20 protein-coding genes and 1 pseudogene are annotated in these 24,884 nt (G+C 70.6%); 11 read left to right on the top strand and 10 right to left on the bottom strand.

The window, feature by feature from the left end; translation table 11 throughout:
* The coding region (locus tag IZR01_RS32555) for an AMP-binding protein (RefSeq protein WP_194926107.1) at positions 1 to 1,575 on the bottom strand (1,575 nt) is incomplete at its 3' end.
* 53 nt (positions 1,576 to 1,628) lie between these two features.
* Here IZR01_RS32555 and IZR01_RS32550 point away from each other — a divergent pair.
* The 3 genes from IZR01_RS32550 (at position 1,629) to IZR01_RS32540 (ending at position 4,264) form a co-directional block, all read left to right on the top strand.
* Positions 1,629 to 1,865: a hypothetical protein gene (locus IZR01_RS32550; RefSeq protein WP_194895229.1), complete on the top strand. Its 237-nt coding sequence runs from the start codon at positions 1,629 to 1,631 to the stop codon at positions 1,863 to 1,865.
* Positions 1,866 to 2,120: 255 nt separating this feature from the next.
* Positions 2,121 to 3,422 carry a sensor histidine kinase gene (locus IZR01_RS32545; protein ID WP_194926106.1) on the top strand — a complete coding sequence of 434 codons (1,302 nt, stop codon included), beginning with the start codon at positions 2,121 to 2,123 and terminating at the stop codon, positions 3,420 to 3,422.
* A 212-nt stretch (positions 3,423 to 3,634) separates the two neighbouring features.
* Entirely contained in the window at positions 3,635 to 4,264 is a 630-nt protein-coding gene (locus tag IZR01_RS32540; RefSeq protein ID WP_228560710.1) for a response regulator, read from the top strand.
* A gap of 162 nt (positions 4,265 to 4,426) precedes the next feature.
* On the opposite strand, the gene IZR01_RS32535 is transcribed toward IZR01_RS32540, so the two are convergent.
* On the bottom strand, positions 4,427 to 5,020 hold the full coding sequence (locus tag IZR01_RS32535; protein WP_194926104.1) for an FtsB family cell division protein: 594 nt from the start codon (positions 5,018 to 5,020) through the stop codon (positions 4,427 to 4,429).
* Between the two features lie 163 nt (positions 5,021 to 5,183).
* Complete coding sequence (eno, locus tag IZR01_RS32530) at positions 5,184 to 6,470, bottom strand: phosphopyruvate hydratase (protein ID WP_194895238.1); 1,287 nt, start codon at positions 6,468 to 6,470, stop codon at positions 5,184 to 5,186.
* Between the two features lie 272 nt (positions 6,471 to 6,742).
* Here eno and IZR01_RS32525 point away from each other — a divergent pair, with 272 nt between their 5' ends.
* Together IZR01_RS32525 and IZR01_RS32520 are read left to right on the top strand one after the other, a co-directional pair.
* The gene (locus IZR01_RS32525; RefSeq protein WP_194926103.1) at positions 6,743 to 8,101 is read left to right on the top strand and encodes a sensor histidine kinase; all 1,359 of its coding nucleotides are present in this window, start codon (positions 6,743 to 6,745) and stop codon (positions 8,099 to 8,101) included.
* Positions 8,077 to 8,733, top strand: a complete 657-nt coding sequence (locus IZR01_RS32520) for a response regulator (protein WP_194895240.1) — start codon at positions 8,077 to 8,079, stop codon at positions 8,731 to 8,733. The genes IZR01_RS32525 and IZR01_RS32520 overlap by 25 nt, the downstream gene beginning before the upstream one ends.
* Positions 8,734 to 9,355: 622 nt before the next feature.
* On the opposite strand, the gene IZR01_RS32515 is transcribed toward IZR01_RS32520, so the two are convergent.
* Positions 9,356 to 11,065: a DUF885 domain-containing protein gene (locus tag IZR01_RS32515; RefSeq protein WP_194926102.1), complete on the bottom strand. Its 1,710-nt coding sequence runs from the start codon at positions 11,063 to 11,065 to the stop codon at positions 9,356 to 9,358.
* Positions 11,066 to 11,147: 82 nt separating this feature from the next.
* Here IZR01_RS32515 and IZR01_RS32510 point away from each other — a divergent pair, with 82 nt between their 5' ends.
* Positions 11,148 to 12,245, top strand: a complete 1,098-nt coding sequence (locus IZR01_RS32510; RefSeq protein WP_194926101.1) for a hypothetical protein — start codon at positions 11,148 to 11,150, stop codon at positions 12,243 to 12,245.
* A gap of 135 nt (positions 12,246 to 12,380) precedes the next feature.
* Here IZR01_RS32510 and tatA read toward each other — a convergent pair whose 3' ends face one another.
* The 3 genes from tatA to IZR01_RS32495 form a co-directional block, all read right to left on the bottom strand.
* Positions 12,381 to 12,644 carry a Sec-independent protein translocase subunit TatA gene (tatA, locus tag IZR01_RS32505; RefSeq protein ID WP_194895243.1) on the bottom strand — a complete coding sequence of 88 codons (264 nt, stop codon included), beginning with the start codon at positions 12,642 to 12,644 and terminating at the stop codon, positions 12,381 to 12,383.
* 91 nt (positions 12,645 to 12,735) lie between these two features.
* Positions 12,736 to 13,782, bottom strand: a complete 1,047-nt coding sequence (locus tag IZR01_RS32500) for a nucleoside triphosphate pyrophosphohydrolase (protein WP_194895244.1) — start codon at positions 13,780 to 13,782, stop codon at positions 12,736 to 12,738.
* On the bottom strand, positions 13,779 to 14,432 hold the full coding sequence (locus IZR01_RS32495) for a TetR/AcrR family transcriptional regulator (protein ID WP_194895245.1): 654 nt from the start codon (positions 14,430 to 14,432) through the stop codon (positions 13,779 to 13,781). The genes IZR01_RS32500 and IZR01_RS32495 overlap by 4 nt, the downstream gene beginning before the upstream one ends.
* An 85-nt stretch (positions 14,433 to 14,517) precedes the next feature.
* On the opposite strand from IZR01_RS32495, the gene IZR01_RS32490 reads away from it, so the two are divergent.
* Together IZR01_RS32490 and IZR01_RS32485 are read left to right on the top strand one after the other, a co-directional pair.
* Entirely contained in the window at positions 14,518 to 15,255 is a 738-nt protein-coding gene (locus tag IZR01_RS32490; protein ID WP_194895246.1) for a VC0807 family protein, read from the top strand.
* A 91-nt stretch (positions 15,256 to 15,346) separates the two neighbouring features.
* Positions 15,347 to 16,351 carry a glycoside hydrolase family 113 protein gene (locus IZR01_RS32485; RefSeq protein WP_194895247.1) on the top strand — a complete coding sequence of 335 codons (1,005 nt, stop codon included), beginning with the start codon at positions 15,347 to 15,349 and terminating at the stop codon, positions 16,349 to 16,351.
* A 120-nt stretch (positions 16,352 to 16,471) separates the two neighbouring features.
* Here IZR01_RS32485 and IZR01_RS32480 read toward each other — a convergent pair whose 3' ends face one another.
* The 3 genes from IZR01_RS32480 to mfd form a co-directional block, all read right to left on the bottom strand.
* Entirely contained in the window at positions 16,472 to 17,227 is a 756-nt protein-coding gene (locus tag IZR01_RS32480; protein ID WP_194926100.1) for a hypothetical protein, read from the bottom strand.
* 34 nt (positions 17,228 to 17,261) lie between these two features.
* Positions 17,262 to 18,602: an MFS transporter gene (locus IZR01_RS32475; RefSeq protein ID WP_194926099.1), complete on the bottom strand. Its 1,341-nt coding sequence runs from the start codon at positions 18,600 to 18,602 to the stop codon at positions 17,262 to 17,264.
* Between the two features lie 245 nt (positions 18,603 to 18,847).
* A complete protein-coding gene (gene mfd / locus IZR01_RS32470) occupies positions 18,848 to 22,393 on the bottom strand; it encodes a transcription-repair coupling factor (protein ID WP_194895250.1) in 3,546 nt (1,181 codons plus the stop codon).
* A gap of 223 nt (positions 22,394 to 22,616) precedes the next feature.
* Between mfd and IZR01_RS32465 the strand changes: the two genes are divergently transcribed.
* The 3 genes and pseudogenes from IZR01_RS32465 to IZR01_RS32455 all read left to right on the top strand — a co-directional run.
* Positions 22,617 to 23,627 (top strand): SMI1/KNR4 family protein, encoded by a 1,011-nt coding sequence (locus tag IZR01_RS32465; RefSeq protein ID WP_194895251.1) that lies wholly within the window; start codon positions 22,617 to 22,619, stop codon positions 23,625 to 23,627.
* A 107-nt stretch (positions 23,628 to 23,734) separates the two neighbouring features.
* Positions 23,735 to 24,214, top strand: coding sequence for a carboxymuconolactone decarboxylase family protein (locus tag IZR01_RS32460; RefSeq protein ID WP_194895252.1), 480 nt, complete (start codon positions 23,735 to 23,737; stop codon positions 24,212 to 24,214).
* A 316-nt stretch (positions 24,215 to 24,530) separates the two neighbouring features.
* Positions 24,531 to 24,884 (top strand): annotated as a pseudogene (locus IZR01_RS32455) (hypothetical protein); the annotation flags it as partial.

Genomic DNA, 24,884 nt, shown 5'->3' with positions numbered 1-24,884 from the left:
CTCCCACACCGCGTCGCCGCCGACGTCCCACCACCCCTGCTCGCGCAACGCGTAGCGGGACACCTTCGCCGTCGCAGTGGTCTGTAGTGCGGCCGTGACCCGGACGAAGCGCGGCGCCATCTTCGTGCCGAGATCCGCTTGCGCGGCAAGGAAATCCGCGAACGCCTTCGGCTCGAAGCCGGCATCCCGCTTCAGCACCAGGGCGCACATCACCGCGTCGCCGGTCACCTCGTCCGGTACCGCGTACGCCGCCACCGCCGAGACCGGATCCCAGCGGGACAGGATCGCCTCCAGGAGCGCCACGGAGATGTTCTCGCCGTCGACGCGCATGCGGTCCGCCTTGCGGGCCGCGAAGTAGAGCCAGCCGTCGGTGTCGGCGTAGAAGAGGTCGCCGCTGTAGTAGATGCCGTCGCAATAGCGTTCGGCGTCGGCGGCGGCGTTGTTCCAGTAGCCGGTGAAGCCGCCGGGGCCGGTGCGGACCAGTTCGCCGATCGCGGCGGCGCCGTTCAGCAGGCGGCCGGCGGCGTCGAATTCGCCGGGCGGGCAGGGCTTGCCGGTTTCCAGGTCGAGGATGGACAGGGTCGGCTCGGTCCTGCCCACCGCGGCGCCGCGGGCCAGGACCGAGGGCGGGAAGGTGCGGGGCGCGGGGAGGTTGATGCCGCCTTCCGAGGCGCCGTAGCCCTCCGACAGGCGGCAGCCGAAGCGGCGCTCGAAGCGGTCGCGGTCCAGCGGGCCGGCCTCGGTGCCGAAGCCGGCGCGCAGGGGGTTGACCGCGTCCGAGGGGTGCTCCGGGGTGGCCAGGATGTAGGAGATCGCGCGGCCGACGTAGGTGAAGTACGTGGCCTGGTACTCCCGCACGTCGGGCAGGAACCCGGAGGCCGAGAAGCGATCGGGCAGGGCGATCGTGGCGCCGGCGACCAGGGCCGGGCCCCAGTTCGCCAGGATGGCGTTGCCGTGGAACATCGGCATCGGGATGTAGCAGACGTCCGAGGCCGTCAGGTCGAACCGCTCGGCCATCATCGCGCCGGAGACCACGACCCGCCCCTGCCGGCAGGTCACCGCCTTCGGCGCCCCGGTCGAGCCGGAGGTGAAGTACAGCAGCAGCCGGGTGTCCTCGGTGACCGGGGCCACCGGGGCGACGTCCGCGACGGCCAGGCCCCGGTACGGCGCCAGCGCCTCGGAGTACCCCGGCTCGTCCACGACCAGCAGCGGCAGGTCGTCCAGGCCGAGCCCGGCCAGCAGCGGGCGCAGCGCGCGGGAGGTCACGAGCAGCTCACACTCCGCGTGCCGGACGTCTCGCGCCAGCTCGGCGCCCCGCCGCGTGGGGTTCACGCCGACCAGCGCCGCCCCGGCGAGTGCGGCGGCCGAGAGCCAGAACGCGAACTCCTCGCCGTTGCCCAGCAGGACCCCGATATGCGGATGCCGGCCTCGCCGATGCCGCTCCCCGAACAGCGCGGCCCTGGTCGCGGCCTGGGCCGCGATCTCCGGGTGCTGGTAGCGCCCGCCGTCCGGGCCGAGCAGCCCGGGACCCACCCGCTGGGACTGAACGCCGATCAAATCCGCGACCGTGGCCATGCCGGGTATGGAAGGCCATCCCGCGTGAGGGCGCAAGACGTTACCCTGAGTGCGTGGACGTGAACGTATCGGCGACGGTCAAAGTCCGGGTGACGGTCGATGCCGAGAAGTGGGCGGCGGCCTGCGGTGTGGAGCCGGTCCAGGCCAGCGCGTCGCTGGCGACCGCGATCGGCGCCGCGCTGGAACGGTTCTCCGATCTGGTGCCCGAGCTGGACCGGTCCGGCGGGCAGGCCCGGGTGGAGAAGGTGGCGTGGACCGCCTCGACCACCAGCCCCGCGCTTCCCTCCTGAGCCTCCTGAGCCTCCTGAGCCTCCTGAGCCTCCTGGCCCTCCTGAACCTGCTGACTCGGCTGTCCCGACTGTCCCGACTGTCCCGACTGTCCCAGCTGTTCTGGTAGCACCGACAGCCCCGGCCACCGGCGCTGATTCCCGGCTATCGTGTCCGGTCAGGGCAGCCGTCCGGGCGGCGATGGTAGGGATAACCGGGGGTTGAAGTTCCGTGGCCGCACCGTGGGCGGCCGAGTCATGATCGGCGAAGCTTTTGCCATGAAGCGTTTCCTGTTGAGCCCGGTGTCGGGGCGTACCGGCCGCCAGTATCTGTATGCCCTGGTGAGCGCGCCGCTCGGGATCGCGGGTTTTGTGTACGTCTTCGTCACCCTGGCGGTCGGCGGAGTGCTGTCCTTCACCTTCGTCGGCCTGCCGCTGATCGCCATCGCGATCTTCCTGGCCCGGCAGTACGCCAAGCTCCAGCGCGGCATGGCCCGCACGCTGCTCGGCGTCGACATCGAGACGCCGCCGCCGAACGCCCGCTGGCGGAACGCGCACGGGCTGCTGGCCAAGCTCGGGGCGGCGCTGAGCGACATGACGGCCTGGCGGGCACAGGCGTACCTGCTGGTCCGCTCCCCGCTGGCGGTCGCGTACATGTTCCTGCTCGGGCTCGGCCTGGGCGAAGGGCTCGTCACGCTCCTGTACCCGGTGTGGTGGTCGATCTTCCACCCGACGAACGTGGACCACCACGGAGTGAGACGGCACTCGGCGATGCAGATCGGCCAGTTCTTCTTCGACAGCTGGCCGCGGGCGCTGCTCGTGTCCGCCGCCGGCGTGGTGTGGCTCTACGCCGCGGCCTGGATCCTGAAGTTCTTCATCTGGCTGGACACCCTGCTGATGACCGCCCTGCTCGGCCCGACCCGGGCCGACCAGCGGGTCGAGGAGCTGACCGTGAGCCGGGCGCACGCCGTGGACGACTCCGCGGCCCGGCTGCGCCGGATCGAACGCGACCTGCACGACGGCGCCCAGGCCCAGCTGGTCGCGCTGGCGATGCAGCTCGGCGAGGCCAAGGAGAACCTGGACGCCAGCGGCGCCGGCACCAACCTGGACCTGAACGAGACCCGGGCCCTGATCGACACCGCGCACCGCAACGCCAAACAGGCCATCAACGAACTGCGCGACCTGGCCCGCGGCATCCACCCGGCGGCGCTGGACAACGGCCTGCGAGACGCGCTGGGCACGCTGGCAGCGCGCTCGGCGATGCCGGTGACGGTGAACGTGGCCCTGGCCGAGCGCCCGGACCGGGCGATCGAGACCATCGCCTACTTCTGCGCCGCCGAACTGCTGACCAACGCGGCCAAGCACGCCGCGCCGTCCCGAGCCGCACTGTCGGTGGTCCAGGAGGACGGCCGCCTGCACCTCACGGTCGAGGACGACGGCCGCGGCGGCGCGCAGCTCGGCTACGGCGGCGGCCTGGCCGGGCTGCTGGACCGGGTCCGCACCGTGGAGGGATCGCTGGCCGTGGACAGCCCGGTGGGCGGCCCGACCCGGGTGATGGTGAAGCTGCCGATGCACGTGTGAGGCGCGCCGGCGCGGCCGACGCCGACACCAACACCAACGCCAACGCAGACGCAGACACCGACATCTGACACCTGACACCTGACACCGACGCACCATCGAAGCCGCTGAAGCCGCGGCCGGACCTGACAAGGTCCGGCCGCGGCTCCGCTGTTCCGTTATCTTCAGTGAGCCAGGGCCGCCCGCGACGAAGGAGAGCACCGCCTGTGCGCATCATGATCGCCGAAGACTCCGCGATCCTCCGGGACGGCCTGGTGCAGATCCTCACCAAGCGCGGCCACGAGATCCCGGCCGCCGTCCCGAACGCCGACGAACTCCTGGCCGCGCTCGCCTCCGACCCACCGGACGCGGTGGTAATGGACATCCGCATGCCCCCGACCCACACCGACGAGGGCCTGCGCGCCGCCCTGGAGCTGCGCAGAAGCCATCCCCGAGTCGGCGTCCTACTGTTCTCCCAGTACGTGGAGACCCGCTACGCCCGCGACCTGTTCAGCGGCAAAGTCTCCGGCGTCGGCTACCTCCTCAAGGAGCGCGTGGCGGACGTCAGCGAGTTCGTCGAGGCCCTGACCAAGATCGCCGCCGGCGGCACAGTCCTCGACCCCGAAGTGGTAGTGCAACTCCTCGGCTCACACCCCACCGACGCCCTGACCGCCCGCGAACGCGAGGTCCTGGGCCTGATGGCCGAGGGCCGCTCCAACGCCGCGATCGGCAAGAAGCTGGTACTCGCCGACAGCTCGGTGGAGAAGCACATCAGCAACATCTTCACGAAGCTCGCGCTGCCACCGGCGGATGAGGACCACCGGCGGGTGCTGGCAGTGCTGAAGTATTTGGGAGTGACGCCGTAGCGGAGTTAAGGCTGGGACTGGAGCTGGAACTGGGCTGTTTGCGGCGCGGGGCGGCGATGGCTGCTCGGGGGCGGCGCTTGTCAGTGGACTCGCCGAGACTTGTAAAAGGGGCGAATACCTCATAACACAATGAAGGCGGCTCGACAGCCAGCCGTCCGGCAGTCAGTGGCCGGTCGCCGACGAAGGCGTCGAAGTCCCGGTAGGCGTAGTAGAAGTCGGCGACAGCGCCGTGGAAGGCGCCCCGGTCGCGGCCGCCGTCACCGAGTTCCACAGCTGCGCGTACCAGGCGCTGGAGCCCTCGGAGGGGCCGGTGGTCCCGTTCGGGCCGCCGGCGGCCGCGTCTCCCGCGCCGACCAGGCGCAGTCCGGTCTCGCCGGGGAAGAGGTAGTGGAGTCGGAGTCGGGCCTGGATCTTGACGTAGTCCGGGTCCTGCCATTGCGCCAGCTCCTGACGCAGCTGGTCCACGTCGGCGCGCTTCTGCGTGTTCTGCTGCTTGAGCTGGTCGAGCTGCGAGCTCTGCGAGAAGTACTGCTGGAGCGGGTAGGCCAGGGCCAGCACCAGCGCGCAGACGAAAAGCATCAGGATGGCCGCGCGTGCGGTGTAGCGCGTGCGCTTCTTCGAGGGCGCGCCGGAACCCGATCCAGAGCCCGAACCGCCGTCGCCGGAGGAGCGCGAAGGTCCCGGCGCGACGTCTTGCCGCTGCGCCGGGACCGCGCTCAAGCGCCGAGGTGCCGAGCCCTCAGCCTCCGATTTCATGCCTGCGACGATACCGCGTGCCGGTCGGGCCGAGCGGTATCAGCATGCGGTGGTCAGGCCACGAAGCTCGGCCGCGAAGCCGAGCGAAGCTCCGCCACGGACCTCCGTCGCGAGACTGCGCGAAGCTCCGCCACGAAGCCCACACAAAGCTCAGCCGCGAAGCTCAGCCCTCGTGCTGGAACCGCGGGAAAGCCGAGCGGCCCGCGTAGCGCGCGGCGTCGTCCAGCTCCTCCTCGATGCGCAGCAGCTGGTTGTACTTGGCGACGCGGTCGGAGCGGGCCGGGGCGCCGGTCTTGATCTGGCCGCAGTCCACCGCGACGGCCAGGTCGGCGATCGTGGTGTCCTCGGTCTCGCCGGAGCGGTGCGACATCATGCAGCGGTAGCCGTTGCGGTGCGCCAGCTGCACGGCGTCGAAGGTCTCGGTCAGGGTGCCGATCTGGTTCACCTTCACCAGCAGCGCGTTGGCCTGGCCGCCGACGATGCCGCGGGCCAGCCGCTCGGGGTTGGTGACGAACAGGTCGTCGCCGACGATCTGGACCCTGGCGCCCAGCCGGTCGGTGAGGATCTTCCAGCCCGCCCAGTCGTCCTCGAACAGCGGGTCCTCGATGGACACCAGCGGGTAGGCGTCGACCAGCTCGGTGTAGTAGTCGGTCATCTCCGTGGCGGTGCGGGTCTTGCCCTCGAACTGGTAGGCGCCGTCCTTGTAGAACTCGGACGCGGCGACGTCCAGCGCCAGCGCGATGTCCCGGCCCGCGACGTAGCCGGCCTTGTCGATGGCGACCAGGATCAGGTCCAGCGCGTCGCGGTTGGACGGCAGGTCCGGCGCGAAGCCGCCCTCGTCGCCCAGGCCCGTGTTCAGGCCCCTCTCCTTCAGCACCGACTTCAGCGCGTGGTAGACCTCCGCGCCCCAGCGCAGCGCCTCGCGGAAGCTGCCCGCGCCGATCGGGGCGATCATGAACTCCTGGATGTCCACGTTGGAGTCGGCGTGCGCGCCGCCGTTGAGGATGTTCATCATCGGCACCGGCAGGGTGTGGGCGTTCGGCCCGCCGAGGTAGCGGAACAGCGGCAGCTCGGCCGACTCGGCGGCGGCCTTGGCCACCGCCAGCGAGACGCCGAGGATGGCGTTCGCGCCCAGCCGGGCCTTGTTCGGGGTGGCGTCCAGGTCGATCATCGCCTGGTCGATCAGCCGCTGGTCGGAGGCGTCCTCGCCGACCACCGCGGGGTAGATCTCGTCCAGCACGCCCTGCACGGCGCGCTCCACGCCCTTGCCGCCGTACACGGCCGGGTCGCCGTCGCGCAGCTCCACGGCCTCGAAGGCGCCGGTGGAGGCGCCGGAGGGGACCGCCGCGCGGGCGAAGCTGCCGTCTTCGAGGAGCACCTCGACTTCGACGGTGGGGTTGCCGCGCGAATCTAGGATCTCCCGCGCGTTGATGGCTTCGATGGACGCCACGTCGCATCTCTCCTTCAGCTCTGATGGTTTCGCCCCAGAGCCTATCTCCCGGTCGCCTTCGCCCCCGGCTCAGCAGGGTCAAAGGGTGAGACGGACGCCACTGCGCGCGTGGCGTTCGCCGCGAATTCAGCCGGCGGGCACTATGCGGGTGCGTCGATGGAGCGTCAATGGCGCTTCGGCCCGGCAGAACCGAGCCGGGTGGGGCCTGCCTGCGCTCCAATAGTGGGGACACCCCCATCGGAATCGGCTCTGAATTCCCCGATCCTGGACCTATGATCACGACTGTGGGAGCCAAGGTCGCCGGGCGGCGCGCGGATGAGAGCGCCGCGGTGGTGGGACCCGGGGAGTTGCTGAAGGGCCCCTTCACCGGGCGTTCGTTGCGGCAACAGGGATACCTTCTGGCTTCGTTCGCCGGTGCTTTCGTGCAGTTCCTGTGGATGACCGTGGCGTTGGCCCTGGGCGGGTCGCTGCTTCTGGTGGTGATCGGGCTGCCGCTGTTGTTGGCCGGGCTGGTGAGCCTGCGCTGGGCCAGCCGGCGGGAGCGGCAGCGGATCCTGAACCTGACCGGGGAGCGGGTGCCCTCGCCCTACCGGGAGCCCGGGCCGACCGGCAATCCGCTACAGCGGCTGGTGGGGTACGTGTCCGACCCCGCGACCTGGCGGGATCTGGTGCACCTGATCGTCTCCGCGGCGTTCGGGCTGGCGTGGTTCTGCGTGATCGTCACCGTCTGGGCGATGACCGTCGGCGCCGTGTCGCTGCCGTTCTGGTACTCCTCGCTGCCGAACCACCGGATTCCGCTGACCCACATCGACGGCAGCCAGTACTACATCAGCACCCTGCCCTCGATCCTCGCGTTCGCCGCGATCTCGCTGGTCTTCGCCTGGCTCCTCGGGCCGACCGTGCTGGAGCTGGCGACCCGGGCGCAGACGGGGCTGGGCCGGTCCCTGCTCGGTCTGAGCCGGCCCGAACTGGACCGGCGCGAGGCGGCGCTGCGCAGCACGCGCAGCCAGGCCGTGAGCGCCGCGGAGGCCGAGCGGCGGCGGATCGAGCGCGATCTGCACGACGGCGCGCAGCAGCGGCTGGTCGCGCTGGCGATGGACCTGGGACGGGCCAAGTCGAAGCTGAAGTCCGGCAGCGAGGAGGACTCCGAGGCCGCCGCGCAGCTGGTCGCCGAGGCCCACGAGGGCGTGAAGCTGGCCCTGGCCGAGCTGCGGGACCTGGCCCGGGGCATCCACCCGGCGGTCCTGACCGACCGCGGCCTGGACGCCGCGCTGTCCGCGCTGGCCGGCCGCTCGCCGATCCCGGTCGAGGTGGACGGCGCGCTGCCCTGGCGGCCCAGCCCGGAAGTGGAGTCGGCGGCGTACTTCGTGGCCTCCGAGGCGCTGGCGAACATGGCCAAGCACTCGCACGCCAGCCGGGCCTGGATCGACCTGGAGATCCGGGACGACCAGCTCCGGATGATCGTCGGCGACAACGGCGTGGGCGGGGCGGAGACCAACCCCGGCGGGGGCCTGGCCGGATTGTCCGACCGCATCGCGCCGTTGGATGGCATCCTGTCGGTGAGCAGCCCCATAGGCGGACCGACCCAGATCATCATGGAGATGCCATGCCAGAAGCCATCCGCGTACTGATCGCCGAAGACGCGGTCCTGCTCCGTGAGGGTCTGGCCCGACTCCTCGCGGACTCCGGCTTCGACGTCGTGGCCAAGGTGGACGACGGCAAGGGCATGGTCGACGCGGCCGACGCCCTGAAGCCGGACGTGATCGTCGCCGACGTCCGCATGCCCCCGAGCTTCACCGACGAGGGCCTGCGCGCCGCGGTCGAGGTCCGTGCGAAGCACCCCGATATGGCGATCCTGGTCTTCAGCCAGGCCGTCGAGGCCGCCTACGCCCAAGAGCTGTTCTCCAACAGCGCCAACGGTCTGGGCTACCTCTTGAAAGAGCGGGTCGCCGAGGTCGAGGAGTTCGTGGACGCCCTCAAGCGCGTGGCCGCCGGCGGCACCGCGCTGGACCCCGAGGTCGTGGCCCAGCTCCTCGGCCGCCGCAAGAGGAACGACCCGCTGGAGACGCTGACCCCGCGCGAGCGCGAAGTCCTGGGGCTGATGGCCGAGGGCCGCTCCAACTCGGCGATCGCGGCCGGGCTGTTCGTGACCGAGAAGGCGGTGGAGAAGCACACGTCGAGCATCTTCACCAAGCTGGACCTGACGCCGGCGGCGGAGGACCACCGCCGGGTGATGGCGGTCCTGCGCTACCTGAACGTCTAGCCGATTTCTTGGCGGAACAGCCGGCAGGTCCGCCGACAGCGGCTAGTGCGGTGGCCGGATTGGTTCGCCGGGTTGGTGGTGTGGTCGCCGGCCGAAGGTGGGTCGGGTGTGGAAGCCGCCGGTCGCGTGCGGGGTTTAAGGGCGTTGTGAAGAAATCGGCAATTCCGGCCAACTGTTGGGCTGATCCGCTGCGGCCGGGCGGGATGCGGCCGGAACCGCCGGTTTCTCCACAACATGTGTACGCACCTTCCGAGAACGGACGGCCCGCGCGCGCCCCCCGCCCTGCCGCCGGCCGCCGGACATCCCGAAACCGTTCTCTCTCCCTCTCCCCCCGCGTCGAGCCCCGACAGCGGCTTGCCCGGGGTAGAGGGTAAGACGAGTCCCGTCTGACCGCGGCGTTCCCACTCGTGTCGGCCACGGCTGAAATGACCACACATGTTGTTAAAAAACGGACTGATTTCTGCCGCCCTGCCGGGCGACCGCCGCCGATCCGGCAAAGCCGGCGGCGGAAATCTGGCGGTTTTTTCACAACAAAACCCAACTCCCACCCAACCGCCAGCCTCCACCCCAACTCACTACCGGTAGGCGACCACAAACCCGGTGAACCAATCCGGCCACCGCACTAGGCGATCAGCTCCCTGAGATACCGCGCGGCCGGCGAGCCGTGCGCCAGCACCGCGTCGTGCACCTGGCGCTGCGACCACTGCGGGTGCTCGGCGCGCAGGTCCCGGACCAAGTCGGACACCTCGACGTACCCGACGTAATAGGTGGACAGCTGAGAACTGCTCAGCAGCGCCCGCCGCCACTTCCCGGCGGCCTCGCCGTCCTCCTGGAACCCGCGGTCCGTCATCAGCGCCATGGCCTCGGCCTCGGTCATGCCGTGGCAGTGGATCCGGCCGTCCAGCACGGTGTTGATGATCATGCGCAGCTGCATCTTCAGCTGCTGCATCCGCACCGCCCGCGGATCGCCGTCCCCGGGGTACCCGTGCCGGGCCATCAGTTCCTCGGCGTAGACGGCCCAGCCCTCGACGAACGACCCGGACCACAGCGCGGCCCGCACCGGGGTCGGCGCCTGGTACCGCCGCGAGTGCTGCAACTGAAGCAGGTGTCCCGGCATCGCCTCGTGGACCATCAGGTTGTGCAACATGTGGAAGTTGTACTCGCGGAAGAACGACTCGACGCGCTCGGGCGTCCAGTCCCGCGGCGTCGGCGAGATCGCCAGAATCGTTTGCACGTCAGCCGATTCCAGCGGGCCGGGCGGATCGCAGTAGGCCACCGCCACGCCCCGGTGGACCTCGGGCATCGCGGCGACTTCATAAGGGTCCGGATACACGGTCACCAGGTCGTGCTCGCGGACGAACGCGAACTGCTTCAGCAACGCCTGCCGGCCGTATTCCAGGATGCTGTCGTTGTCCGGGTGCGACTCGGCCAGCCGGTCCAGCACCCTGCGCACCAACGCCGACCGCTCGGCCGGATCCGCGGGCACTTCGACGCTGTCGTAGTCCGCGGCGGCCTCGACGATCTCGCCGGAGACCCGGTTCAGATCCGCCTCGGCCCGGGCCAGGATCTCCGCCGCGTCCGACTCCGCGTCAAGGCTCAGCGACAGTTTCCGGGCGAACAGTTCCGCACCGATCCGCGGGTCGCGGAACTCCTCCAGCCCCGCGTCCCCGGCGGCCAGCCGCTCCTTGAGCCAGGCGATGTGTTCCTGGAGCGCCTCCAACGCGGCCGGGCGCACCGCCTCGATCGCCGCCCTGGCCTCGGAAAGGCCCTCGGCGCCGGCCTCCCGCGCCGCCGCGACGGCCGTGTCCAACTCCCCGGCGATCAGCTCGGCCGTGCCCTCGAACTGCCCGATCGCCAGCTCCACATGGATCCGTGACAGCGCCTTGCCGGCGAGCAGCGCGCGGTTCCCGGCCAGCGTCGAGGGCACCTGTTCCAGCCGCCCCGCGAAGGCCGTCAGCCGCTGCGCCGCCGGAGCGTAATCGCGCGCGAGCAGTGTGTACAAAGAGATTCCGGGATTCGCCTCCGCCGGATTCCACTCGTCCTCGCGCAGATCGTCGATCTGGAACCGAAGCCGAGCCACCTCGTTGGCCAGGATCGCGGCGTCCACCCGGTTCGGCACCGACAACGCGGCCCGGTCCAGGTCGGCGAGCTCTTCGGCCTGCCCGGCCAGCCACGCGGACTCCGCGGCCAGTCCGCCGGCAGAGTGGTCTGGCAGCTCCGCGTCGTACTCGTGCCGGCCCAGCGCGCTGGCCCAGTCCGGGCGGCGGCGCCACAGGCCGTCCAGGAAGTCGGCGGCCAGCGTCTCGAAGCGTGCGTCAGGGGTATCTGCCATTCTCCGACCATAGAGGACTGTTCACCACTGAGATCGGCGAAGACTCTGCACGTCTGTCATCAGTACTGCATATGCTGTGACCATGTCTTCTCAGCCGCCTTGGGAGACCCAGATCCAGCCGGGTTGGGGCTCCCAGCCCCAGCCGCCGGAGCAGCCGCGGCAACCGCCGCAGCAGCCCCAGCAGGGCGGTGGCTGGGATCAGGGTTCTTACACTCCACCGCAGCCGCCGCAGCGGGCCCCGCAGCAGCCCCCGCCGGGACCGCCGCAGCAGCCGCCACCCGGGCCGCCGGGACCGCCGCAGCACCCGGTTGGCGGGCCGTACCCGCAGTTCACCCAGCAGCCGCCGCCCCCGCAGTTCACCCCGCCGCAGATGCCCGGCCTGGGTCCGATCGGCGAGGAGCCGCCGCCGAAGAAGAACACCGGCCGGATCCTGGCGGTCGTCGCGGCCGTGGTGGTGCTGGCCGGCGCCGCGGGCGGTATCTACATGTTCACCAAGGGCGGCAAGAGCTCGACCGCGGACAAGAGCCCGTCGAAGCCGGCAGCCCCGGCCACCACGCCCGTCGCGGCGACGACTTCGGCGACGGTCCCGAACAACAGCTACACCAGTTCGGCGGCTCCGCCGGCTTCGGCGTCCGCCCCGGGCGGCGGCGCGAGCCTGGACAACGCGAACACCGACAAGACGCCGTTCACCGCCGACGCCTTGGTGGCCAAGTCGTTCATCGACGACAAGAAGGTGAACTACGAGCTGAAGTTCGCGCAGCCCATGCCGTGCGACAAGGTCGGCGACGCGGCGGTGCAGACCATCGTGAAGTCCGCGCCCTGCACCAACCTGATGGCCGCCTCGTGGATCGACCCGGCCAACAGCCGGATCGTCGTCAGCGCCATGATCATCCCGTACCAGGACGCGGCCACGGCGGCGGCGGTCTACAAGAAGCTCGGCACCACCCACACCGGCGACTACGCCCAGTGGTGCCCGCCGGCCGGCCAGCCCGGCGCCGACACCTGCACGAAGCTGGCCAAGGCCGGCACCGCCACCCGCGAGGGCAAGTTCGGCAGCTTCCACCGCTACGTGCTGATCACCACGGCGGTCTACGTCGACCTGCGCAACGACGACACGCAGAAGGACTGGCTGACTTCCGCGGCGCACGGCGCGTTCCAGAACACCTTGCCGGGGCAGTGATTCCGGCCGGCTGATCTCCCGGCCCGCTCCCGGGCCCAAGGCTCCCAGGGCAGCACTGAGGGGCCTCTCGCGAATCGCGGGAGGCCCCAAAGCTTTATTAGGGCTGGTGCGGACCGCTCAGCTGGTGCGGACCGCTCAGCTGGCGTTGGTCTGCTTCTGAGCCGCGTCCGCCACCGGCGCCGAGGCGACGGTCTCGACGGCGGGCGTCACGCGCGCGGCCTCGCTGGCCTGCTTCGCGACGTCCTCGGTCTCTTTCTGGCTCTGCCGCATCTCGGACTTGAAGATACGCAGAGACTGCCCCACCGAGCGGGCCATGTCCGGCATCTTCTTCGCCCCGAACAGCAGGAACAGCACGACGAGCAGCACGATGATGTGCCACGGCTGGAGGTCACCGAGCATGGTGGTTTCTCTTCTCCCTGTTAGCTACGAGTCGTGAGGAGAAGTCGGCCGGTCCGCTTCACCTACCCTGCTTCAGGGTAACCCGCCACCCCTACCCCCTGGCTAGCTCCTGTTCGACCGAAATGATCCGGTCACGATAGCTTCGCGCAGCCGTCCGCAAAGCTTCTTCTGGATTCCAGCCCGCCGCGACGGCCGCGACCGCCGTCGCCAGCAGCAGTTCGCCCAGTTCATCGGGGGTCTTCGGGAGGTCCGGCGCGGTCGGCACCGGCACCTCGAGGCCGGATTTGCGAACCCGTCCGGCGAGTTTGGCGATCAGCGAGAGTGCGGGCTGGGACGTCGGCACGCCCTCGGTCACCGACGTGCGCCGCTTCTCCTTCGCCTTGATCTGGTCCCAATTCTCCGCCACCTGCTCGGCGGTGGAGGCCTCGACATCGCCGAACACGTGCGGGTGCCGGCGGATCAGCTTGGCGACGATGCCGTCGGCGACGTCGTCCACCGAGAACGGATCGGCTTCGTGTTCTTCGGCGATGCGTGAGTGAAACATCACCTGGAGCAACACGTCGCCGAGTTCTTCGCGCAGCGCGTCCCGGCCCGGGCCGGGGGCCAGGGGATCGCCGTCCTCGATCGTCTCGACGGTTTCGTAGGCCTCTTCGAGCAGATACGGCACCAGCGAGGCATGGGTCTGCTCGGCGTCCCAGGGGCAGCCGCCGGGCGAGCGCAGCCGGTTCATGACGTCCACCAGGTCGAGCAGGTGCGCGCCGGGCAGATCATAGGAGCCCGGCAGGACTTCGAGGTCGGGCAGCGCCGCGGCGGCGGTGGCCACCAGACGGTTCCCCAGCGCCACGGCCAGTTCCTCGTCGTACTCCTCGTCCTCGGCGAGCCAGACGACCGTGCGGGCGGGCGTGGCGGCCTCCAGGAGGCGTTCGGCGGCCATCGCCGGGCTGTGGTCCGGCAGCGCCACCACGGCGCCGGTGGCCTGCTCGACGTAGGGGATGTGCGGGTGGTCGGCGTCGCCGGCGAAGACCACGTCCGCCGCCCGCAGCACCTCCCAGGCGGGCCAGGACAACAGGCCGAGGGCGACGCGCGGGGAGGTGGCGAGGAAGACGATGCGGCCGGCCGGCGGCGGGGCTTCGGTCATGGGGTAGATCGTAGGCGGGGTCGCGGGTCGAAGCCGCTGAGATCGGCTTCGAGGAGGGCGAAGGCGCGCTGGGCGACGGCGCCGAGCGTCTCGACCATCTCCGGGCCCTGAAGGCCTTCCAGCAGCAGTCGGCGGCCGGTGTAGTACACGACCCGGTAGACCCCGGCGATCTGCGCCGCGACCACGCGCGCCGGCAGTTCCTCGCCCGGCGTCGCCTGCGTCACCAGGACCTCGGCCAGCGCCTCCTCGCGCTGGTCGTGGATCTGCCGCTCGCGCGCGGTCAGGGCCGGGCTGGCCAGCACCAGGCGGGAGAAGTTCACGCCGAGGTGCCCGATGGTCGGGTCCCCGGCGGCCAGCCGCTCGGCGTGGTAGCGGCGGGCGGCGGCCAGTACCGGTTCGCCCTCGGGCCGCGCGGCGATCGCCTCGGGCAGCCCGTGGACGATGTGCTCCGCGCGGTCGAAGACCAGGTCCTCCTTGAGCGGGAAGTGGTTGGTGACCGTCATCTTGGCCACCCCCACGGCCGTGGCCACCTCGGCGATGGTCACGTTCTCGAAGCCGCGCTCGGCGAACATCGCGGTCGCGACGTTGGCGATCTCTTCGCGGGTCTGGCGCTTCTTGCGCTCGCGCAGCCCGTCGTGCTTGGTCTCCATGGCTCCATCTTAGGCTTGACCTAATGAATAGGTCCAGCCTAAAGTTATGTCGAGCCCAATGAGTTCGCCGGGGAGAGGACCCATCATGACCGCCATCACCGTCACCGCGGAGACCGCTATGAGCACGGCCGACGCCGAGAGCACCACCGCATCGGAAGCGCTCCGGACGCCGAACCCGCTGAAGCAGGCGCTGCTGCCGCTCGCCGTCGACATCGCCGTCCCGCTCGGCGCCTACTACGCCCTGCACGCCGGGCTCGGCATCGGCACCGCCGCCGCGCTGGCGTTCAGCAGCGTGGTGCCGGCGGCCCGCACGATCACGGCCGCGGTCACCAAGCGGGAGTTGAACGCCCTGGCCGCGCTGATGCTGACGGTGAACGTGGTGGCCATCGCCCTGACCTTCGTCTCCGGCGACCCGCGGCTGATGCTGGCCAAGGACTCGGCGGTGAGCAGCACCATCGCGCTGGGGATGCTGTGGTCGGCGCGGGGCGGCAAGCCGATGATGTCGGCCGGGCTGAAGCCGTTCGTCGTCAAGGGCGACGTCCGGCGGGCCGCGGCGTGGGACGCGCTGAAGGCCGAGAGCACCGCGTTCCGGGCCAAGGAGAACCTGTTCACCGTGATCTGGGGCACCTGGCTGCTGGCCGAGTGCGTCGCCCGGCTGGCCGGGGCGTTCCTGCTGCCGGTGTCCACGATGGCCTGGCTGGGCACCGTCGTGCTGATCGTGGCGATCGCCGGGGCCTGCGTCACCGGCGGCGCGGCGGTCGAACCGTTGGAGAAGCTGGTCCAGGCGCACGCCGCGGACCTCACCTCCGCCGAAGAGCGCTGATACGATATATCGCGTCCGACGCACCGCTGCGGACGCACCGGAACGCGCCCGGACACACCACAGACATGGCACCACGGGAGGGGTAGGCGTTATGCGCGGCAAGGGCATCAACTACGACACCGGTTTCTTCCCCGGCGGCAAGGACTCGCGGCCGGACTTCGACCCGGAGACCGCCCGCCGGGAGCTCCGGATCATCGCCGAGGAGCTGCACTGCACCGCGGTCCGGATCTCCGGGGCGTTGCCGGACCGGTTGGAAGCCGCCGCCCAGGCCGCCGCGGAAGCCGGTTTGGAGGTCTGGTTCGCGCCCTTCCCGTGCGAGGCCTCACGGGAGGAGCTGCTGGAGCTGCTGGCCGACTGCGCCCGCCGGGCCGAGCGGATCCGCGCCGCCGGGACCGAGATGGTGTTCGTGGCCGGCTGCGAGACCTCGCTGTTCTGCCCCGGCTACTTCGACGGCGACGACACCTACGCCCGGATCGAGACGCTGAGCGGCGGCGGGATGGCGCTGTGGAGCCGGCTCGGGGAGATCCTCGGCAAGTTCAACGGCTACCTGGCCGAGGCCGCCGCGGCGGTGCGGGAGCACTTCCACGGGAAGGTGACCTACGCGGCCGGGCCGTGGGAGTTCATCGACTGGACGCCGTTCGACTTCGTGTCCGTGGACGCCTACCGCGCGAAGGAGAACAAGGACAAGTTCGCGGAGGAGATCCGCGGACACTTCAAGCACGGCAAGCCGGTGGTGGCCACCGAGTTCGGCTGCACCACCTATGTCGGGGCCGGCGACCGCGGCGGCATGGGCTGGGCGATCCTGGACGCCTCGGTCGACCCGCCGGTGGTCAAGGAGGACCACGTCCGCAGCGAGGACGAGCAGAGCGCGTACTTCACCGAGCTCTACGACGTGTTCGAGGCGGCCGGGCTCGACTCGGCGTTCTGGTTCACGTTCGCCACGTTCCGGGCCGTGCACGTCCCGGACGACCCGCGGCGGGACCTGGACCTGGCCTCCTACGGCACCGTGACGATGACCGGCCCGGACACACCGGAGCTGAACTGGCGGCGCAAGAAGGTGTTCCACACGATCGCGGAGCGGTACGGGGCTTCTTGAGAGTCGTTTCGAGAGTCGTTTCGAGCGGAGAACAACGAGCGCGCTGTCCCGGTTCCGGGGGCAGCGCGCTCGGCGTCTGTGTATCTGTGTGTCTGTGTATGGAAGCTGAGGAGCCGAGCCTCAGTTGGTGCCCATGCCGTTGCTGGCGTCCTGCTGCTGCTGGGCGGCGGCGATCTGGGCCTTGGTCGGCCGGATCCACGAGGCCTGCGCGGCGACGACCTGAGCGGTGCTCGCGTCGAACTGGCCGTACCGCGGCGAGATCTTGACCTTGATCTCGCCGGCCGCCTTGACCAGCACCGGCTGGAGCGCGGACTGCAACGCGGGCACGTTGTTCTGGTCGTTCGGGTCCAGGTGCGCCTTGGCCGCCTGCTCGTTCACCACCGCGCGGATCAGCGCCTGCACGTGGGCGTAGATCGGGACGGTGCTCGGCGCCAGGCCGGAGGCGCTCTGCGACTCGGCGTCGGCCAGCGCCACCGCCTCATTGTCGCTGCCGGTGAACTGCTTGCCGCCGAGGGTGGCCCGGTCCTGCTCGACCAGCGCGCTCTGTTCCTTGGCGTCGTCGGCCGAGGTGACCTCAAGGCCTTCGTCGTCAGCCGCCCTCTGCCACAGCGCCTGCTCCACCAGCAGACTGATCTGGGCCTTGCCCAGCGCGGCGCGCTGGGCGTCGGTGACGTCGCCCTGCTGCAGGTTGTTCTTCTGGACCAGGGAGATGATCGAGGAGACCTGGTCCTGGACCGTGGCGTCGGTGGTGCGCTGGCCCTGCACCACGGCCGCGGCCCCGGCCTGCATCGGACCGCCGCAGGCGGAGGTGGCGAGAGCGACTGCCCCGCCGAGGACGACGACGGCGGCGAGACGGACGGGGCTAGCGTGGATCACGGTGCTGAACCTTCCTGGCGGACCTCAGACCAACTCAGATCGACACCGCATCGTAGCGGTCCGCCATGGTCTTTGTGGAGTGGATCACACCAAGATCGTCCCGAAGCCCCCGAACCCGCCGCACGACCCACGGCTGCGCGACCGCCATCGCGGCACACACCAAGGCGCTCACCGTCCACAGCGCCGCCGGCCCGGACACGCCGATCAACCAGGTCGCCACCAGCGGCGCCAGCAGAGTCGCGACACCCCAACTGCTCCCGTAGACGGCGAGGTAGCGGGCCGACGCCTCGGCCGGCGCCAACTCGCTGACGACGGCGAACGAGCGCCCCATGACGAGCAGATTGCCGAGACTGTAGAGCGCGGTCGGCAGGAGCAGAGTCGGGAGCGTGTGTGCCAGGGCGTAGCCGCCGAAGCCCGCGGCCATCAGCAGATAGCCGACAGCGAAGGTCGCGGCGTGCGAGAGCTCCGCGAGGCGGGTGCGCAGCACCGGGCGGGCCAGGACCAGGGTCGCGGTCGAGGCGGCCATGACCAGGCCCGCGTTCGCCGGGTTCAGGCCGACGGCGCCGAGGGAAAGCGGGAGCGCGGTCAGCATGAGCATGGAGACGAGGGCGAAGACCGTGCCCGAGGCGGTGACGAGGAGGAGGGCTCGGTCGCGCCACGGGGAGGCCGCGGGCGGCGAGACGATCGCCGGGCTTGTTGGACTTGCTGGGTTTGCCGAGGTTGTTGGACTTGCTGGACTTGTTGGGCTTGCCTGGCCTACCAAGCTCGCCGCACTTGTCGAGTTCGCCGAGGGTCGATCATCCCGCCGCGGCACCACATCCGGCGCCAGCACCAGCCACACGATCACCGCACAGGCCAGACCGGTCCCGGCGTCGACCACGAAGAGCCATCGCAGACTCCAGCGTCCGACCACATCGGCGATCACTCCGGCCGCCAGACTCCCGGCCGCCACGGCGGTGGTCAGCAATTCGAAGGCCGAGGCCCGCCCGGCCGGCGGCACCGCATCGGCGATCGTCGCCTGACTCGGCGGTTCGAAGAGCTCGAAGGCGAGCCCCATCAACAACGCGCACACCGTCGCCGCGATCAGCCCGGGCGCCGCCGCCAACCCCAACTGCGCCACGGCCAGGCCGACCAGCCCCGCGACGATCGTGCGCCGCCGCCCCCACCGATCCGCGAGCCGGCCGCCGGCCAGCCGACTGGGAATCGTCGCCAACCCGAACAGCGCCGACACCACCCCGGCCATCGCCAGACTCGCGCCGAAGCTCCGGTTCAGCAGCACGGTCAGGAACGCCAGCGAGAAGCCGCCGAGCTGGTTCACCGCGCGCGCCACGATCAGCGCCTTGACCTGTCTGGGCAGTGCTGATGTGGCGCTCACTGGGGTCCCCTGCCGCCGGCCTGGATTGCGAATGGTTCGCAGCTGCGAGTGATTCGCAGCTAAGCCAACCAGGGCCCACTGACACTCGGGCCGGTCCGTCACTCAGGCCCGTCAAACACTCAGACCGGTCAAACACTCAGACCGGTCAAACACTCAGGCCCGTCAAACACTCAGACCGGTCCGACACTCAGACCGGACCCGATCCGCCAACCCGGCTACCACAAGCGATCCGCCCGACCGCCGCCCTACATCTTCAAAACCGCATCCATCAGATCCCTGGCCCACCCCAACAACTCCTGATCCCGCAGCGGCTGCCCGCCCACCCTTGCCGTCATCGGCTTCGGCACCAGCATCGTCTCCGTCGCCGCCTTCACCAGCGTCTTCGGGTAAAGCCGCAGCAGCCGCATCTCCTGCGACTCGCGCAGCTTCACCGGGCCGAACTTCACGAAGTTGCCCTGCACCGCGACCTCCGTGAGCCCGACCGCGCGCGCGTCGATGCGGAACGCCGCGACCGCGAGAAGGTTCTCCACAGGCTGTGGAAAGCGGCCGTAGCGGTCGATGAACTCGTGGCGGACCTCGGCCAGTTCCTCGTGGCTGGTGGCGGCCGCGATGCGCTTGTACGCCTCCAGGCGCAGCCGCTCGCCCGGGATGTAGTCGTGCGGGAGATGGGCGTCGACCGGGAGGTCCACGCGGATCTCCACCTGCTCCTCGACCTCGCGTCCCTCGGCCTGTGCGCGGTACTCCTCCACCGCCTCGCCGACCATGCGGATGTACAGGTCGAAGCCGACGCCCTCGATGTGGCCGCTCTGTTCGCCGCCGAGCAGGTTGCCGGCGCCGCGGATCTCCAGGTCCTTCATCGCCACGTACATACCGGCGCCGAGGTCGGTGTGCTGGGCGATGGTGGCCAGGCGTTCGTGCGCGGTCTCGGTCAGCGGCTTCTCGGGCGGGTAGGTGAAGTACGAGTACGCGCGCTCGCGTCCGCGACCCACCCGGCCGCGCAGCTGGTGCAGCTGGGACAGGCCGAAGTTGTCGGCACGCTCGACGATCAGCGTGTTGGCGTTGGGGATGTCGATGCCGGACTCCACGATCGTGGTGCAGACCAGGACGTCGTACTCCTTGTTCCAGAAGTCGACGATCAGCCGCTCCAGCACGTGCTCGTTCATCTGTCCGTGCGCGATGGCGATCCGCGCCTCGGGTACCAGGACCCGAAGGCGGGAGGCCGCGCGGTCGATGGACTCCACCCGGTTGTGGATGTAGAACGCCTGGCCCTCGCGCAGCAGTTCGCGCCGGATCGCGGCCGAGATCTGCTTCTCCTCGTACGGCCCGACGAAGGTCAGCACCGGGTGCCGCTCCTCCGGCGGGGTCTGGATCGTCGACATCTCGCGGATGCCGGTGACCGCCATCTCCAGCGTGCGGGGGATCGGGGTGGCGGACATCGTGAGCACGTCCACGTTGGCCCGCGCCTGCTTCAGCTGTTCCTTGTGCTCGACGCCGAAGCGCTGCTCCTCGTCCACGATCACCAGGCCGAGGCGCTTGAACTTCACCGAGTTCGCCAACAGCCGGTGGGTGCCGATGACGATGTCGACCGAGCCGTCGGCGACCCCGCGCAGCACCTCCTCGGCCTCCTTGTCGGTCTGGAACCGGGACAGGCCCTTGAGGGTGACCGGGAACTGCGCGTAGCGCTCGGCGAACGTCGAGAAGTGCTGCTGCACCAGCAGCGTGGTCGGCACCAGGACCGCCACCTGCTTGCCGTCCTGCACCGCCTTGAACGCCGCGCGCACCGCGATCTCGGTCTTGCCGTAGCCGACGTCGCCGCAGATCAGCCGGTCCATCGGGACCGGCTTCTCCATGTCGCCCTTCACCTCGTCGATGCACGCCAGCTGGTCCGGCGTCTCGACGTACGGGAACGCGTCCTCCAGCTCCCGCTGCCACGGCGTGTCGGCCCCGAACGCGTGTCCGGGGGCGGCCATCCGGGCGCTGTAGAGCTTCACCAGGTCGCCGGCGATCTGCTTGACCGCCTTGCGGGCCCGGGACTTCGCCTTCTGCCAGTCCGCGCCGCCGAGCCGGTGCAGCGAGGGCGCCTCGCCGCCGACGTACTTGGTCACCTGGTCCAGCTGGTCGGTGGGGACGAACAGCCGGTCGCCGGGCTGGCCGCGCTTGGCCGCGGCGTACTCGATCACCAGGTACTCGCGGGTGGCGCCGGCCACGGTGCGCTGCGCCATCTCCACGTAGCGGCCCACGCCGTGCTGCTCGTGCACGACCGGGTCGCCGGCCTTGAGCTGGAGCGGGTCGATGACGTTGCGGCGCCGCGAGGGCATCCGCGTGTCCTTGGTGCTCCCGCGCTGCCCGGAGACGTCCTGCTCGGTGATCACCCAGAGCTTGAGCCCGGGGGCGATGAAGCCGTGCTCGACGCTGGCCGTGGCGACCGTGGCCAGCGCCGGCTCCGGGAGCGTGTCCAGCTCCGGGACGTACCGGGCGCCGATGTCAGCCCCCTTCAACACCTCGACCAGGCGCTCGGCCGAGCCGTGCCCCTCGGTCACCAGCACCACCCGCCAGCCCTCGGAGATCCGGGCCCGGACGTCGCCCAGCGCCCGGCCGACGTCGCCGCCGTACTGCTCGCCGTCGTTGATCGCGCTGACCTCGGTGCCGTCCTCCTCGGGCAACAGCTCCAGGTCCGGGGCGAACGGGGTCAGCGACCACCAGGGCAGTCCGAGGGTGATGGCGTGCTCACGGACCCCGGCCAGTTCCTTCAGCGAGGCCGCGCCCAGGTCGATCGGGCTCACGCCGCCGCCGGCGGTGGCGGCCCAGGAGGCGTCCAGGAACTCCGCGGAGGTCGCGGCCAGGTCGGCGGCCCGGGTCCGGACCCGCTCGGGGTCGCACAGCACGATCGGCGAGCCGGCCGGCAGCAGGTCGATCAGCAGCTCCATGTCCTCGGCCAGCACCGGCGCCAGCGACTCCATGCCCTCCACGGCGACGCCCTCGGACACCTTGCCGAGGATGTCGGCCAGTTCCGGGTGATCGGCCATCAGGGTGGCGGCCCGCTTGCGGACCTCGTCGGTGAGCAGCAGTTCGCGGCACGGCGGCGCCCACAGGCCGTGCTCGGCCACTTCCAGCGAACGCTGGTCGGCGACCTTGAAGTAGCGGATCTCCTCGATCTGGTCGCCCCAGAACTCCAGCCGCAGCGGGTGTTCCTCGGTCGGCGGGAAGACGTCGACGATGCCGCCGCGCACCGCGAACTCGCCGCGCTTGTCCACCAGGTCCGTCCGGGTGTAGGCGGCCGCGGCCAGCCGGTTCACCAGGTCGTCCAGCTCGATCTCGGCACCGGTCCGGGCGGCCACCGGGACCAGGTCGGCCAGCCCCTTCACCTGCGGCTGCAACACCGAGCGGATCGGCGCCACGACCACCTGCAGGGCCCCGGCGCCCTCGGTCCCGGCATCCGGATGGACCAGCCGGCGCAGCACGGCCAGCCGCCGGCCGACGGTGTCGCTGCGCGGGGACAGCCGCTCATGCGGCAGCGTCTCCCAGGACGGGAAGTCCACCACCGAGTCCGGGTCCAGCAGCCCGCGCAAGGCCGCCACCAGGTCCTCGGCCTCGCGGCCGGTGGCGGTCACGGCCAGCACCGGGCGGCCGGTGCGGCCCTGCGCCCGGGCCAGCGCGGCCAGCGCGAACGGCCGCACCGAGCGCGGCGCGGCCAGGTCGAAGGAGGTACGCCCGGCGGTCCCGGCCGCTTCCAGCAGCGCGGCGACCCCCTGGTCATCGGATACGGCGTCAAGAAGTCCGGACAGGCTCACAAGGGCCACCCTTCGCGCACGACGAACAGCCCGAAGCCATGGGTCGGCGTCGGGATATCCCTAGGGTACGCCCGGTGTCCGACGTCCCGGATTGGGGATCAATCCGGGCGAAGTTCACCCCGGCGGGGCCACCTGGTCAGGCGACATACCCGCCACCGGTGAAGAGCCGGTACCTTTCTACCGGACACAACAGGAGTGAAGAAGGCCGGAGCGAGACCTCACCATGGCACAGGCATCCGCACAGCGGCACGGCATACCGAACGGCCAGTTCGCCGGACGGATCATCGAGTTCAGCGACCCCGAACTCGACCGCAAGTTCCCGCACGGCATCTACCTGACCATGCACGGCTACCCGGAGTTCGCCGTCTACGCCCGGCATACGGTGCAGATCGCGGACCCGCCCTCCGGCCTGTCCGTGGACGAGATCCGGGTCACCGACGTCATCGCCGCCAACCTGCTGGCCGCCGGCTCCGGCGACCCGCTTTGGGAGGTCCGCTCGGACATCGCCACGCCGCAGGGCTGGACCTGGGCGCACGCCGCCGAGTCCCGGCTGCTGCACTGCGTGCCGATCGAGCTGCACGGCGCCTTCCGGCACCACGGCGGCATGGCCACGCTGAAGGCCGACCGCAACCGCTCCGGGCTGTTCACCGAGGGCATGCTGGAGCCGGTCGCCTTCGAGCGCAGCGGCTCGGTGCCCGAGGACGCGATGAAGCAGCTGGAGCAGCACCTGGGCTTCGGGCTGCCGCCGTCCTACCGGCGCTTCCTGGCCGGCACCGACGGCGGCCGGCCGATCAGCCCGGCGGTCAACCTGGCCGGCGGCCTGATCGCCGACCAGTGGCTGTTCGGGCTGCGCCGCGAGGACCCGCACCAGGACCTGGTGTACGCCAACCAGGCGCTGTACGACCGGTTCACCGAGGAGTTCCTGGGCATCGGCTACGTGCAGGGCGGCATGCTGGCGCTGAAGATCCGCGGCGCCGACGTCGGCTCGGTCTGGCTGTTCGACGACGACGACCCGCGCGACTCCGAGAGCCGGGACGCCGCCAGCGTGTGCGCCGAGCTGCTGAAGAAGATCGGCAACGACTTCGACGACTTCGCCCGGCACCTGGTCGCGCTGCCGCAGCAGATCGTCGACATCGCGCGCTCCGCGGTGGACTCCGGGCACGCCAAGTCGATCACCGACGTGGAGCACCTGGGCGCGGCGCTGCCGGAGGCCCTGAAGGCGCCGCGGCGCTGAGCCCGGCCCGCCGAACCGTGACCCGGGTCACAACAGACCGTGTCACAAGGGTCGGTGCGCTCCCGTCCTAGTGGTGTACCCAGCCCAGATCGACCAGGGAGCACACCATGGAAGCCCGCCTGAACACCTTCGGCACCCCGACCGGGGCCAAGTTCACCAAGTACCTGATCGCCGCGAGCCGCGTCCTGCACGAGGCCGACGTCCCGGTGCCGACCCTGCACCTGGTCGAGATCCGGGCCAGCCAGATCAACGGCTGCGCCTTCTGCCTGGACATGCACACCAAGGACGCCCTGGCCGCCGGCGAGAGCGCGGCCCGGCTGAACCTGGTCGCCGCCTGGCGGGAGGCCGCCTGCTTCACCGAGGCCGAGCGCGCCGCGCTGGAGCTGGCCGAGGCCGGCACCCGGCTGGCCGACGGCGCCGGGGTGGCCGACGTGGTGTGGGCGAACGCCGCCAAGCACTACGACGAGGACCAGCTGGCCACCCTGGTGGCGCAGATCGCACTGATCAACGCCTTCAACCGGGGCAACGTCATGGTCCGCAACCCGGCCGGCGACTACGTGCCCGGCCAGTTCGACTCGATCAAGTAGCGCCCCGCGGCGGCACCTGCGAACCAGTACACGAAATCAGTACCCGAACCAGTAACCGAACTAGTACCCGAACCAGTACCCGAGACCAGACCGCGAAGCAGCGCGCGAAACCCCCGTCGAGCCACGCAGCGCACCGGCCGCGCACCACGGTTGTCAGGCTTCTGGCACCCCCGGTCCACGCGCGAGCCCGGTGCGCTGCTTTTTGTTCTGTACGCCCGCACGCCACCCGAATGCGGCCTTTGGCGTGACCTGCCGATCTTCCTCCGCGTTGAGGGGCCAGTTCCCTATTCATGAAACGCGATGAGAGGAGTCGGCGATGCGCAAGTATCTGACCTTCGCCGCTGTGGCTTTGTCCTCCGGCGGAGCGATCTTCGCCGCGGCCGGCGCGGCCAGCGCGGCCACCACCAATGACGGCTTGCGGGCCGCGCCGTGGCTCGCGAGCAGCCCGCTGGCGATGCACGGTACGCCGTGGGCCGGCGACCAGGGCAGCGAGGGCCTGTGCGGGATGCAGCGCGACGCGGTCCACGTCGGAACCGTGGACAGCGACCTGGTGCAGAAGCTGTGCGCCGGTGAGACCACCGACGAGATGGCGCCGCCGCCCGGGCAGCCGGTTCTCGGCCCGCCGCCGGTCGGCTCGCCGATGCCGCCGCCGTGCACCGAGGTCTGCGTC

It is taken from the genome of Catenulispora pinisilvae (assembly GCF_015356865.1).
In the GTDB taxonomy this organism is placed as follows: Bacteria; Actinomycetota; Actinomycetes; order Streptomycetales; family Catenulisporaceae; genus Catenulispora; species Catenulispora pinisilvae.
Note: the sequence above shows the minus strand (reverse complement) of the source record. Positions and strands in the feature narration are given on the sequence as shown.

Bases quoted from the DNA above. Each gene is read 5' to 3' on its own strand.
- IZR01_RS32485 (WP_194895247.1), top strand. From the start codon at position 15,347: ATGCGCGGCAAGGGCATCAACTACGACACCGGTTTCTTCCCCGGCGGC.
- IZR01_RS32545 (WP_194926106.1), top strand. From the start codon at position 2,121: ATGAAGCGTTTCCTGTTGAGCCCGGTGTCGGGGCGTACCGGCCGCCAG.
- tatA (WP_194895243.1), bottom strand. From the start codon at position 12,644: ATGCTCGGTGACCTCCAGCCGTGGCACATCATCGTGCTGCTCGTCGTG.
- IZR01_RS32515 (WP_194926102.1), bottom strand. From the start codon at position 11,065: ATGGCAGATACCCCTGACGCACGCTTCGAGACGCTGGCCGCCGACTTC.
- IZR01_RS32495 (WP_194895245.1), bottom strand. From the start codon at position 14,432: ATGGAGACCAAGCACGACGGGCTGCGCGAGCGCAAGAAGCGCCAGACC.
- IZR01_RS32510 (WP_194926101.1), top strand. From the start codon at position 11,148: ATGTCTTCTCAGCCGCCTTGGGAGACCCAGATCCAGCCGGGTTGGGGC.
- IZR01_RS32535 (WP_194926104.1), bottom strand. From the start codon at position 5,020: ATGAAATCGGAGGCTGAGGGCTCGGCACCTCGGCGCTTGAGCGCGGTC.
- IZR01_RS32500 (WP_194895244.1), bottom strand. From the start codon at position 13,782: ATGACCGAAGCCCCGCCGCCGGCCGGCCGCATCGTCTTCCTCGCCACC.
- IZR01_RS32540 (WP_228560710.1), top strand. From the start codon at position 3,635: ATGATCGCCGAAGACTCCGCGATCCTCCGGGACGGCCTGGTGCAGATC.
- IZR01_RS32520 (WP_194895240.1), top strand. From the start codon at position 8,077: ATGCCAGAAGCCATCCGCGTACTGATCGCCGAAGACGCGGTCCTGCTC.
- IZR01_RS32465 (WP_194895251.1), top strand. From the start codon at position 22,617: ATGGCACAGGCATCCGCACAGCGGCACGGCATACCGAACGGCCAGTTC.
- IZR01_RS32460 (WP_194895252.1), top strand. From the start codon at position 23,735: ATGGAAGCCCGCCTGAACACCTTCGGCACCCCGACCGGGGCCAAGTTC.
- IZR01_RS32490 (WP_194895246.1), top strand. From the start codon at position 14,518: ATGACCGCCATCACCGTCACCGCGGAGACCGCTATGAGCACGGCCGAC.
- IZR01_RS32525 (WP_194926103.1), top strand. From the start codon at position 6,743: ATGATCACGACTGTGGGAGCCAAGGTCGCCGGGCGGCGCGCGGATGAG.